At 37.0% G+C, this 12,584-nt stretch carries 8 protein-coding genes; 3 read left to right on the plus strand and 5 right to left on the minus strand.

The window, feature by feature from the left end:
- Both RBH94_RS10990 and hutI read left to right on the plus strand, forming a co-directional pair.
- Nucleotides 1–1,998 carry a urocanate hydratase gene (locus tag RBH94_RS10990; protein ID WP_307880939.1) on the plus strand — a complete coding sequence of 666 codons (1,998 nt, stop codon included), beginning with the start codon at nt 1–3 and terminating at the stop codon, nt 1,996–1,998.
- Complete coding sequence (gene hutI / locus RBH94_RS10995; protein WP_307880940.1) at nt 1,998–3,236, plus strand: imidazolonepropionase; 1,239 nt, start codon at nt 1,998–2,000, stop codon at nt 3,234–3,236. The genes RBH94_RS10990 and hutI overlap by 1 nt, the downstream gene beginning before the upstream one ends.
- Before the next feature lie 102 nt (nt 3,237–3,338).
- Here hutI and RBH94_RS11000 read toward each other — a convergent pair whose 3' ends face one another.
- The 5 genes from RBH94_RS11000 to RBH94_RS11020 all read right to left on the minus strand — a co-directional run bounded on the left by RBH94_RS11000 (nt 3,339) and on the right by RBH94_RS11020 (nt 10,870).
- Nucleotides 3,339–4,571 carry a M48 family metallopeptidase gene (locus RBH94_RS11000; protein ID WP_307880941.1) on the minus strand — a complete coding sequence of 411 codons (1,233 nt, stop codon included), beginning with the start codon at nt 4,569–4,571 and terminating at the stop codon, nt 3,339–3,341.
- Between the two features lie 5 nt (nt 4,572–4,576).
- Nucleotides 4,577–5,374, minus strand: coding sequence for an RNA methyltransferase (locus RBH94_RS11005; protein ID WP_307880942.1), 798 nt, complete (start codon nt 5,372–5,374; stop codon nt 4,577–4,579).
- A 76-nt stretch (nt 5,375–5,450) separates the two neighbouring features.
- Nucleotides 5,451–6,749, minus strand: coding sequence for an amidohydrolase family protein (locus RBH94_RS11010; protein ID WP_307880943.1), 1,299 nt, complete (start codon nt 6,747–6,749; stop codon nt 5,451–5,453).
- Between the two features lie 10 nt (nt 6,750–6,759).
- Complete coding sequence (locus tag RBH94_RS11015; RefSeq protein WP_307880944.1) at nt 6,760–9,726, minus strand: amidohydrolase family protein; 2,967 nt, start codon at nt 9,724–9,726, stop codon at nt 6,760–6,762.
- Nucleotides 9,727–9,802: 76 nt separating this feature from the next.
- Nucleotides 9,803–10,870, minus strand: a complete 1,068-nt coding sequence (locus RBH94_RS11020) for a DUF3810 domain-containing protein (protein ID WP_307880945.1) — start codon at nt 10,868–10,870, stop codon at nt 9,803–9,805.
- 179 nt (nt 10,871–11,049) lie between these two features.
- On the opposite strand from RBH94_RS11020, the gene RBH94_RS11025 reads away from it, so the two are divergent.
- The gene (locus RBH94_RS11025) at nt 11,050–12,513 is read left to right on the plus strand and encodes an aminoacyl-histidine dipeptidase (RefSeq protein ID WP_307880946.1); all 1,464 of its coding nucleotides are present in this window, start codon (nt 11,050–11,052) and stop codon (nt 12,511–12,513) included.
- Nucleotides 12,514–12,584 lie beyond the last annotated feature (71 nt).

Raw genomic sequence — 12,584 nt, forward strand, 5'->3', positions numbered from 1 at the left:
ATGACATTTCAAGAACACATATTACAAGGTATTCCAAGTGAATTACCACCTAAATATAACTATCCTACAGATGCCAATAGAGCACCAAAGCGAAAAGATATTTTAAGCAAAGATGAAAAGCAATTGGCAATTCGAAATGCGTTGCGTTATTTTCCAAAAGCGTGGCATGAAGAATTAGCTCCTGAATTTGCTCAGGAGTTGAATGACTTCGGAAGAATTTATATGTATCGGTTTAAGCCTGCTTATAAAATGTTTGCGAGAGGTATTGAAGAATATCCTGCAAAAACGGTTCAAGCGGCGGCGATTATGCTCATGATTCAAAATAATCTAGATCCTGCTGTGGCGCAACACCCTGAAGAGTTAATAACTTACGGCGGTAACGGTGCCGTGTTTCAAAACTGGGCACAGTATTTATTAGCGATGCAGTATTTGGCAACGATGACTGATGAGCAGACTTTACACATGTATTCTGGTCACCCCATGGGATTATTTCCGTCTTCCAAAAATGCGCCTCGTGTGATTGTAACCAATGGTATGATGATTCCTAATTATTCAAAACCGGACGATTGGGAGAAATTCAATGCGCTTGGAGTGACGCAATACGGACAAATGACTGCGGGTTCGTTTATGTATATTGGTCCGCAAGGAATCGTTCACGGAACAACCATTACCGTGATGAATGCCTTTAGAAAGAAATTACCAAAAGGCGATAGGCCAGCAGGTAAAATATTTTTAACTGCAGGATTAGGAGGGATGAGTGGTGCGCAACCTAAAGCAGGTAACATTGCAGGATGTATTACCATTGCAGCTGAAGTAAATGAAAAAGCAGCCACAAAACGTCATGCGCAAGGTTGGGTCGATGTATTGGTTGATAATTTAGATGATTTAGTGGCTCGTGTAAAAACCGCTCAGGAAGCAAAAGAAGTGGTTTCAATTGCTTTTATCGGTAATGTAGTGGATGTTTGGGAGCGTTTTTATGAAGAAGATATTTTCATTCATGTAGGCTCCGATCAAACGTCTTTACATATTCCATGGACAGGTGGTTATTATCCGGTTGGATTATCGTATGAAGAATCAAACCGATTAATCCGTGAAGAACCAGAGGTATTTAAAGAAAAAGTACAGACATCATTACGACGTCATGCCGATGCGATTAATAAGCATTCAGGAAGAGGAACGTATTTCTTCGATTACGGGAATGCATTTTTATTAGAAGCCTCTCGTGCAGGTGCCGATGTGATGGCTGAAAATAATATCGATTTTAAATATCCGTCTTATGTTCAGGATATTTTAGGACCGATGTGTTTCGATTATGGTTTCGGACCATTCCGTTGGGTGTGTACTTCAGGAAAACCAGAAGATCTAGATAAAACCGATGAAATCGCCATGAATGTGCTTCAGGACATCATGAAAAATTCACCTGAGGAAATTCAGTTGCAAATGCAGGATAACATCACCTGGATTAAAGACGCGAAGAAGAATAAAATGGTGGTTGGCTCGCAGGCACGTATTTTATACGCCGATGCAGAAGGTCGTGCTAAAATCGCTGAAGCCTTTAACAATGCCGTTGCAGCGGGACAAATTGGTCCTGTAGTATTAGGTCGCGATCACCACGATGTAAGTGGAACCGATTCACCATACCGTGAAACCTCAAATATTTATGACGGAAGTAAATTTACGGCTGATATGGCGATTCATAATGTAATTGGCGATAGCTTTAGAGGTGCTACCTGGGTGTCTATCCACAATGGTGGTGGTGTAGGCTGGGGAGAAGTTATGAACGGTGGCTTCGGAATGGTATTAGACGGGTCGGCAGAAGCAGATGCTAAGTTGAAAAATATGCTGTTTTTCGATGTGAATAACGGTATAGCTAGAAGAAGTTGGGCAAGAAACGATGAGGCCTTATTCGCTATAAAACGCGAAATGGAGCGTACACCAAATTTAACGGTGACAATCCCTAACTTAGTAGCAGACGATTTACTGAAAAACTTATTTTAATGCGTACACTATTTAAAAATATAAAAGAATTACTTCAGGTAAGAGAAGCAGGTTTAAACTTTGTTGCTGGTAAAGCCATGAGCGACTTACCAACCATAAAAAATGCTTATCTGTTAGTTGAAGAGGGTATCATTAAAGATTTTGGTTCAATGACCGAATGTCCGAATGTTGAAACCGATGAAGTTGTTGATGCTACCGGAAAAATGATATTGCCAGCCTGGTGCGATTCGCACACACACTTGGTTTACGCCGGAAATCGAGAAAGTGAATTTGTCGATAAGATTAAAGGCTTATCCTATCATGAAATTGCAGCTAAAGGTGGTGGTATATTAAATTCGGCAAAGAAATTACAGGAAACTTCTGAAGACGATTTGTACGATCAAACCAAAGTCCGTTTAGATGAAATTATCGCTTTAGGTACGGGTGCTGTTGAAATTAAATCAGGCTACGGATTAACCGAAGCTTCCGAATTAAAAATGCTTCGTGTGATTAAGCGTTTAAAGGAAAATTACAAGCTACCTATAAAAGCTACGTTTTTAGGCGCGCATGCCGTTCCAACGGAATATAAAAATGATAAAGCTGGCTATTTAAATATGTTGGTTGAAAAACTGATGCCTAAAATCGCAGAAGAAGGTTTAGCTGAATTTGTCGATATATTTTGTGAAGAAGGCTATTTTTCTGTTGAAGATACCGAGTTCATTATGGAAGCGGGAAAGAAACATGGTTTAATTTCAAAAATTCACGTGAATCAGTTTACCTCAATTGGAGGTGTTCAGGCAGGCGTAAAACATGAAGCCCTTTCGGTAGATCATTTAGAAGAAATGAAAGATGAAGATATTGAAGCTTTAAAAGGTTCGAAAACCATGCCGGTAGCTCTGCCAGGCTGTTCTTTCTTTTTAAGTATTCCGTATACACCAGGACGAAAAATAATTGATGCAGGGCTACCTTTGGCTTTAGCAACCGATTATAATCCGGGGTCTTCACCTTCAGGAAATATGAATTTTGCCGTATCGGCAGCTTGTATAAAAATGAAGCTAACACCAGAAGAAGCTATAAACGCTGCAACTATTAATGGGGCTTATGCTATGGGACTTCAGGATACTGTTGGAAGTATCACGGTAGGTAAAGAAGCTAATTTAATTTTGACGAAACCAATAAATTCTTATAACTTTATCCCATATTCATTTGGTGCAAATCAAATAGAATCGGTTTATATAAAAGGTCACTCTATTGTATAAACGTTTAACTACCAAACTAAACTAAATAAGGCGTGTGAATAACACGCCTTTATTTTTATCGTTAATTGATATTTTGAATGTTTTTTGTCTTTTTTCAAAAGTCTACTTCTTTAAGTTCTGAATGCGTTGTAAAAGGGTAGGGTGAGAATAATGCATAAACACATACGCCGGATGCGGGGTTAAATTACTTAAGCTGTTTTTCGAAAGTTTTTTTAACGATGTAATTAAAGGTTCTCCTTTATAAGTTGTTTTGGCATAATCATCAGCTTGGTATTCAAACTTGCGAGAGAATACATTCATAATTAATCCCGTAATTTCAGAAATAGGCGAGTATAGCATCCCGAAGGCAATTAATCCAATATGAAAACTCGGAATGTTGACGCCCAAAGCATTTGATAGTAACGGATTTGAAATGAAAATCGATAACACATAAAGCATAATTCCTGTAAGTAAAACCGAAGATACTAAATTGAAAATAATGTGTTTCTTTTTGTAGTGTCCTACTTCATGAGCTAACACGGCGACAATTTCTTCATCTTCTAAATCATTAATTAACGTGTCGTAAAGTGTTACGCGTTTTTCGCTTCCAAATCCAGAGAAGTAAGCATTGGCTTTCGTGCTACGTTTAGAACCGTCAATCACAAATATTTTATCGAGCTTAAAACCAACAGTGTTGGCATATGCTGAGATTTTCTCGCGTAAATCGCCTGCTTCTAATGGCGTTTGTTTGTTGAATAAAGGGACGATAAGTTTCGAATAAAACATATTCATAAATACTATGAAAACGGTAACCAATCCCCAGGCATATAACCAGAATTGTTCTCCTGTAGACTGATAAAACCAAATAATTAAAGCTAGAATACCTCCACCAACAATAGCCATCATCAACCAGCCTTTTATTTTATCGAGAATAAATGTTTTTAGTGTTGTTTTGTTAAATCCGAATTGTTCTTCAATTACAAAGGTGCTGTAATATGAAAATGGCGTGGTTAAAATATCGCTTCCAATCATAATAATTCCGAAGAATATTAATGCAATAATAATCGGGTTTTCACTGTAGGTTCTGGCTATGTCATCTACAAATTCAAAACCATCTAACAATAGAAACCCTAAGGTTAAAACAATAGAAAATGTTGAGGTTATAATGCCGAATTTATACTTGGTAGCTTTATAGTTTTGTGATTTTTTGTATTCAGTTTCATCGTAAACATCTTGTAAGTCTTCAGGTAAAGCATCATTGAAATGTTTAGCATTAAGAGCATCTAGAATTTTGTCAACGATAAAGTTGATAACAATTATGGCTATAATAATATAAAATAGAGTAGTCGAGGTCATGGTTTTTATTTGAAATTTCTTTGGCGTTTGGCTTCAAAAATTAGAATACCAGCAGCAACCGAAACATTCATAGAATCGATTTCGCCCTGCATTGGAATAATGATGTTTTGCGTAGAATGTTGTAGCCATGTATCACTTAATCCGGTAGCTTCTGTTCCAACAACAATGGCTGTTGGTTTGGTGAAATCCTGAGTGTGATAATCAACCGAAGCTTGCAAAGCAGCGCAGTAAATATTAATGTTGTTAGAACTCAAAAATGAAATGATATCTTCAGTTGTTCCTGTCGCTATCTGATTAGTAAATACACAACCCACGCTCGAACGAATAATGTTCGGGTTGTATAAATCGGCTTTAGGGTTAGCGATAATAACGGCATCGGCGTTGGCGGCATCGGCAGTTCTTAAGAGCGCCCCAATATTTCCTGGTTTTTCCGGAGCTTCAGCAACTAAAATTAGAGGAGTTTTGGTATGGAATTTTAGAGTTTCAAAGTTGTGAATTTTACTTTTTGCAACCGCTAAAACGCCTTCGGTAGTATCGCGATAGGCTAATTTCTCATAGACCTCTTTCGAGATTTCAATAAGATTGATAGTAGAGTTAACAAAATCCTTAATTTCAGATTCAGAAATTAAATCTGGGTAAAATAAAACAGTATCAAGTTGATAACCACCTTTTACAGCTAAAGAAAGTTCACGAACCCCTTCAATTAAAAATAAACCGGATTTTCTACGTTCCCGCGATTTATCTTTAAGTTGAACCAGTTGTTTTATATACGAATTCTGTATGCTTGTTATTTGCTTGCTCATAATTGGAAGCAAAAATACATATTTAAAAGACTTGAATTAAATAAAAAAGCGAGCCTTTTAGCTCGCTTTTTTATTATTAGTTTTTCAGTTTTTTAGAATACCGCTTCCAAAGTTCGGTTTGGTGGGTTTCTAAACTAATTTGCCTACCATCAATAAAGGCATGTGAAATATTGTTGGTTTTCATATCTAAAGCATCACCTTCCGAAATAAATAAAGTGGCACTTTTACCTTTTTCTAAGGATCCATATTCATTATCGATACCTAAAACCTTAGCAGCATTCAGCGTAATTAATTGCAAAGCTTGTTCTTTCGATAGCCCATAGGTGACGGTTGTGCCCGCATAAAATGGTAAATTTCTAGAGCTCATACGTTCCATGTCTCCACTACTATCTAAACAAACTGTTACGCCTTGATTAACCAGTAAACGGGCAGTTTTATATGGTAAGTTATAATCATTGTCATCGCTGTCAGGTAACGAGTGCACGCGATTTAAAACCACAGCAATGTTATTTTCTTTTAAAATACCAGCTGTTTTATAAGCTTCTTTAGCCCCTACTATTACCACATTGTTAAGTTGAAATGTTTTCATGAAGTTGACAGCATCAATAATCCCTTTTTCTTCATTTACATGAATGAATAATTTTTGTGTCCCTTTAAAAATGTTTTCAAGAGCAGCAAAAGGAAGGTTAACAGGTTGTTTGTCTCCATTACTGTAAGCTATGGCATTTTTAAAATAGGTCTCGATTTCTTTTATCTGTGCATCGTATTTTTCATTAGCCGAAATTCCCGTACGTGTATTTGAAAAGAAGGCATGAGAACTTGAAAAATTACTCGGCCAGTTTAGGTGAATGGCATCATCAACTTTAATCGCTGCATCTTCCCAGTTCCAGGCGTCAAATTGAACTATTGAGGAGGTGCCGGATATCCGTCCGCCCTGTGGTGTAATTTGTCCGATTAGTACCCCATTGGGTCTTAAGGTTTCAACAACTTTAGATTCGGCATTATAGGCAATTAAACTTCTTATGTGTGGATTCCAGGCCCCCATTTCTTTTTCGTCATCAGAGGCTTTAACAGCATCGATTTCAACTAATCCCATGGTGGAGTTTGGTAAGATAAATCCCGGATAAACGTGTTTTCCACCAGCATTTATAACATCGACGTTGGTTAAATTCAGCTTCACCACATCGCCGTCAACAATGTTAACTATTTTTCCTTCGCTTAAAATAATGGTGCTATTATTAATTGTATTACCATTTCCAATATGAGCAGTAGCTCCTATGATGGCAATGTCTTTGGTTTGTTTAGAAGCAGGTGTTTGCTGTGCCATTACAGTCATGGAGCAAACAAAAGCTATATAGGTTAAGAATGTTTTCATCTTTATATTTTTAAATCTCATTTTCAACAGAATCGCAGTGTAAATGTTTATGTTCTTTCTTTTTAACCGGTTGCGTTTTAGCACCTTTGTTTTTAGATTGAAGCATCATATTGATTAACTGACTTTTCTCTTTTTTGATAGCTTCACGCATGGCTTTATCACGTTCAATATCGAAGTAAGTAACACCTTCTATGATGGTTTTTTCAGCCTTGGCATAAATACTTAACGGATTATGAGACCATAAAACCACATCGGCATCTTTTCCAACTTTAATACTACCAACTCGATCGTCGAGATGTAATAGTTTGGCCGGGTTTAACGTGACAAATTTCCAGGCTTCTTCTTCACTAACACCACCGTACTTTATAGTTTTTGCAGCCTCCTGATTGAGTCGACGAGACATTTCGGCATCATCACTGTTAATAGCTACGGTTACCCCGGCATTATGCATAATACTGGCATTGTATGGAATGGCATCGTTAACCTCAAATTTATACGCCCACCAATCACTAAAGGTTGAACCGCCAACACCATGTTCTACCATTTTATCGGCTACTTTATAACCTTCTAAGATGTGGGTGAACGTATTGATGTTGAAATCGAATTTTTCAGCGACTTTCATAAGCATATTAATTTCACTTTGCACATAAGAGTGGCAGGATATAAAACGCTCTTTATTTAGAATTTCAGCTAAAACTTCCAGTTCTAAATCGGTTTTAAAAGGTTTACCGCTTTTCTTTAAAGCATCATATGCTTTTGCTCGGGTAAAATAATCGATATAAACTTGCTCAACCCCCATACGTGTTTGAGGAAACCTGCCGTTACCCCAGTTGGATTGTTTTACGTTTTCACCAAGGGCGAATTTTATGAATTTAGGCGTGTTGTCGTAAACTAGGTTATCTGCCGATTCTCCCCATTTTAATTTAATGATGGCGGAACGTCCTCCAATAGGGTTTGCCGAACCATGTAGTATTTGAATGGAAGTCACGCCTCCGGCAAGGTTTCGGTAAATATTAACATCGGTTTCATTGATAACATCTTCAATACTTACCTCGGCCGATGAATTTTGACCAGCTTCATTAATAGCCGCTGCAGCAATATGCGAATGCTCGTCGATAATGCCTGAAGTTAAATGCTTGCCCGTACCATCAATAACGGTTGCTTTACCATTCGATAAATTTTTACCGATTTTAGAAATTTTACCTTCTTTAATTAAAACATCGGTGTTTTCTAAAATGCCATCTTTTTCGTTTGTCCAAACCGTTGCATTTTTAAATAGTAAGGTTTCGGTCTGCGGCATTTCGGAAAAGCCATATGCTTTGTTTGGGTAGGTTACAGGAAAAAGGGGTGCAGTGTCTTCTGTTTTTGTTTCAGCTTTTGATTCGTCAGCTTCTTTTTCTGTCGCAGTAGCCGTAAAAGGAAATTCGCTGCCGTTGGGTAAAATATATTTTCCTTTAAGCATGCGGTCTTTTTCAGCTAGAGCAGCAATTCTAATAAATTCCTGTTTTAAAGAATCTTTTGAAGCAATTGCAATATGAACCCAATCGTCTTTATAAGTTAACTTCGCTTTCAGTTTTTGATTGTCTTGTTTAATTTCAATTTTAGGTTTGCTAAGTTCACCTGAAATAGACATGTTATATTCGTCATTACCTAAAGTTACCTTGTAATCGCCCTTGATATCTTTTTTATTAATGTCTTCGAATGCTGTTTTATTGCCTTGTACCCAATTTTCATAGATGGTGGTTTTCTTATCGAAAATATCACCTGAAGTCACAATAAAATTAGCCAGATGTCCTTCTTCAAGCGACCCAATGATTTGTTCTTTTCCTAAAAGTTGAGCCGGTATTGTTGTTAATGCTTCCAATGCTTTTTCTTTTGGAAGTCCTACTTCAATGGCTTTTAACAGGTTTGATTTAAATTCTTTTAGAGATTTCGTACTATGCGTGGTGAATGCAAAGATAATACCGTTGTCAGAAAGTATTTTTGGATTTGAAGGTCTTTGATTCCATGATCGCATATCACCTAAAGTTAATGCCGATGATAAAAACGGATCTTCTACATCGTAAGTGTCGGGGAAGTTTAAAGGTATAATAAGTTTAGCTTCAGAAGCTTTAATGTCTGTAACACGCTCGTATTCATCACCGCCCCCTAACATAACATATTGTACGCCATAAGCATCTCCAACTTTATCGGCACGCATAATGTTAGCGCGACTTCCGGCATCAAAAAACTGAACCAGATTTTTATTATCGTTAAAGGCTTCTAAGGACAAATCTTTGGTATCTATATGCCCGCTGCCATACCATTCGGCATCAATAAATACCTGTCGTAATAATGCCATACTACCCATAAGAGAATTAGGGTAGGCCTGTTTAGAGGTTTTACTGCGTTGAAAAGAGGAATATTGTCCGGAATTCGCATCCAATATTCTGTATTGGTTGCCTTGGTTATTATTTAGGGTAATTAAAACACCGGTACCTCTAATAATGCCATCGGGAATATGAGTATTTAAAACTCCAAATCCAGCTTTTAACAGTTCGGTTGCTTCTTTAGTATTATAACTGAATTGATCTACGGCATGTTGGTCTGGAAGAATATGGTCATTCCAATAATACCCAGTTCGTGAAGCATCATATTGATTAGATCTGCGACTAGAACTAACTGAAGTTGGGGCTGCTATTCCGAAAGAAGAGAAGATATCGATAAAAGAAGGGTAAATACTTTTGCCTTCCACATCGATAATGATAGCATTTTTGGGAATGCTTACCGAATTACCTGATGCAACCACTTTTCCGTCTTGAATAAGTAGAGTCCCGTTTTCAATAGTTTTTTTTGGGGTAACAAATAGTTTGGCATTTGTTAAGGCGGTGTAATTTTTATTTATAGTATGAACACCGTCATTTTTTGGAAAATAATCCTGAGCAAATAGGCTTGTTGAAAATAGTATAGCCATACTTGCTAAATAATTTTTCAGCATGTGTTATAGGTTAGTTAAGTTTTAAATGTATGAAAAATCGATTTCTATTGAATAAAATTCAGTAATATTTAACTTTTTATAAAGATTTTTCATCGAAGTAGATGCTTAATAGGGCAACCACATAGCTGTAACTCTGCATGCCTTTACTTTGTTGGTTGGCTTTTAAGTAGTTGCTATAGAATATTTTGAAAAACGGTTCTAAAGGATTGGCATGAGCCTCCCAGAAGTCGCGAGTTTCTTTGTAGTTTTTTAAAATACCCTCATTAACATCAGCAACTAAATCCTCGTAAAGACATTCATCTCTAAAATATATTTCATTAAGGCAATACCGTAATCCAAAAGTGTAACCGGCATAATTAAAATATACATCATCATGGCTTATGGCTGCCAAACACCCTATAAAGTTAGCTTCATTTTCTGCTGCATATCCTAACTGGTGCGCAATTTCATGAGATGAGGTTGTTGGGAATTTAATCGCAGGAATCATTCCATCAATCTGAGCTTCGTTGGTTAAGGGATTTAAATAACCGCTAAACCCCATATAGGTTAACGGGTAACTGAACAACGATGTTTTTACACTTTTCGGATGATACTCTAAATGCGGAAATATGGTTTTTAAGTTTTCATAACCTTTTGGAGCCAAATCTAAAATTTCTGATTTGCTATAAGGTATGGTCACTTTAAGGGTGTCGTTATGGGTGATTTTTAAATGCAGCTCATTCGATTTCTCAATTAGCTTTTCCGTAACCTTCACCAATTGTTCAGTGGTATAATCATAGTTAAGACTTAAATTTTTATGCAACGGTAATCGATGATAGTTTAACCCCCAGCAAAGGTGAAATAAGAAGAAAATAATGGATAGCGCTGCAGCGATATCAACTATCCAGTTTATGCTGTCTTTCCAAATGCGCGTTCTATTTATATAAAGCCATCTCAAAGCATATATTATTGCAAATGCGTATAGAAAATCTCCAAACGAAAATGGTAACCATCCCAATGTGTATCGAAATATTTTAGAAATAACGGGGTACAGTCCGTTACTGTAATACGTTTCAATAAACTCTTGATGGTGAGCCAGTAGTTTAATAAGTAGGTACTGCGGAATAATAAGCAGGGCAATAAAGGTCTTTTTCTTTTTCAGCATATGTCAAAAATAATAAAAATAAGTACCCAATGCGTGGTGTTTATTTGTTAAGGTTTCTTCCTGCTGTACGTTATATCTTTTTTGTCGTTCACTACAAAAAAGGATGCCACTTCCATCAGGAGTAAAGGCTAATTTCGGTGCCTTTTTGCTACCTTTGTAATACTAAAACTATATAAAAAATGAGTTCAGAAATAAGACAACTTCAACCCCAAGCATTATGGAATAAATTCGCCGATTTAAACGAAGTGCCACGTCCCTCAAAAAAGGAGGAGCGTGTTATTGCGTTTATGAAAAATTTTGGTGAGAACTTAGGGTTAGAAACCTTAGTAGATGCTGTTGGTAATGTCATTATAAAAAAGCCGGCCACTGAAGGAATGGAAGATAAAACAACCGTAGTGATGCAATCGCATCTGGATATGGTACACCAAAAAAATAACGATACCGTTTTTGATTTCGATACGCAAGGCATTGATATGTATGTAGATGGTGATTGGGTAAGAGCTAAAGGAACAACGCTTGGTGCCGATAACGGTTTAGGTGTTGCTACCATCATGGCCATTTTAGAAAGTACAGATATTGTTCACCCAGCTATTGAAGCGCTGTTTACTATCGATGAAGAAACAGGAATGACGGGAGCAATGGGCTTAAAAGGCGGTTTGCTTTCTGGTGGTATTTTATTGAACCTAGATACAGAAGAGGATGATGAAATAGGTGTAGGTTGTGCTGGAGGAATCGATGTTACAGCCACAAGAACTTATGAAGAGGAAGACACTCCGGAATTTAAAATAGGTTTTGAAATTAAGGTGAAAGGCCTGCAAGGAGGACACTCTGGAATGCAAATTCATGAAGGTCTAGGTAATGCCAACAAAATTATGAACCGCATGTTATTTGATGGTTTTGAGAATTTTGGGCTGCGAATTTCTAAAATAGAAGGCGGAAGTCTGCGTAATGCCATTCCTCGAGAAAGCGTTGCTGTTGTTGCGATTGATGGTATTCATGAAGAAGCATTTATACTAGAAACAAAGATTTTAGGAGATATCATTAAAAATGAACTAAGAACTATGGAGCCAGATTTAGAAATAGTAGTTTCTAGATGCGAGACTCCAGAAAAAATTATGGACTTAGGCGTGCAGGAAGGGTTTACCAGAGCATTGTATGCTGCACATAACGGGGTGTATCGTATGAGTGCAGATATTCCTAATCTAGTTGAAACATCTAACAATGTTGCTAAGGTTGTTTTAAAAGACGGAAACATTCATGTGGGTTGCTTAACACGTTCTTCGGTTGAAAGTTCTAAGATGGATTTGGTGAACACCTTAAGGTCAACGTTTGAATTAACCGGATGTGAAGTAGAATTTTCAGGGGATTACCCAGGGTGGGCACCAAATATGGATTCGGCCATTTTAAAAGTTATGAGTAAATTATATGAAGATTTAAATGGTGAAAAAGCGCACGTAGCTGCTTGTCACGCCGGGTTGGAATGTGGTATTCTTGGACAGAATTACCCTGAAATGGACATGATTAGTTTCGGACCAAATATTAAAGGCGCACATAGTCCTGATGAGCGTGCACAGATTTCATCAGTTCAAAAGTACTGGAATTTTGTTCTTGAAATTTTGAAAAATATTCCGGGTAAAAATTAATTACAATGTATTTTGTCGAATAAATTTGCGTTTAATCGATATATTTTACATATTTGTTTAATGAAAAGCAT

The sequence above is a fragment of the Aestuariibaculum sp. YM273 genome (assembly GCF_030908365.1).
GTDB classification, from domain to species: Bacteria; Bacteroidota; Bacteroidia; order Flavobacteriales; family Flavobacteriaceae; genus Aestuariibaculum; species Aestuariibaculum marinum.

Coding starts and splice junctions, on each gene's coding strand:
- hutI (WP_307880940.1), top strand. CDS start 1,998: ATGCGTACACTATTTAAAAATATAAAAGAATTACTTCAGGTAAGAGAA.
- RBH94_RS11025 (WP_307880946.1), top strand. CDS start 11,050: ATGAGTTCAGAAATAAGACAACTTCAACCCCAAGCATTATGGAATAAA.
- RBH94_RS11000 (WP_307880941.1), bottom strand. CDS start 4,571: ATGACCTCGACTACTCTATTTTATATTATTATAGCCATAATTGTTATC.
- RBH94_RS11020 (WP_307880945.1), bottom strand. CDS start 10,870: ATGCTGAAAAAGAAAAAGACCTTTATTGCCCTGCTTATTATTCCGCAG.
- RBH94_RS11010 (WP_307880943.1), bottom strand. CDS start 6,749: ATGAAAACATTCTTAACCTATATAGCTTTTGTTTGCTCCATGACTGTA.
- RBH94_RS11005 (WP_307880942.1), bottom strand. CDS start 5,374: ATGAGCAAGCAAATAACAAGCATACAGAATTCGTATATAAAACAACTG.
- RBH94_RS11015 (WP_307880944.1), bottom strand. CDS start 9,726: ATGCTGAAAAATTATTTAGCAAGTATGGCTATACTATTTTCAACAAGC.
- RBH94_RS10990 (WP_307880939.1), top strand. CDS start 1: ATGACATTTCAAGAACACATATTACAAGGTATTCCAAGTGAATTACCA.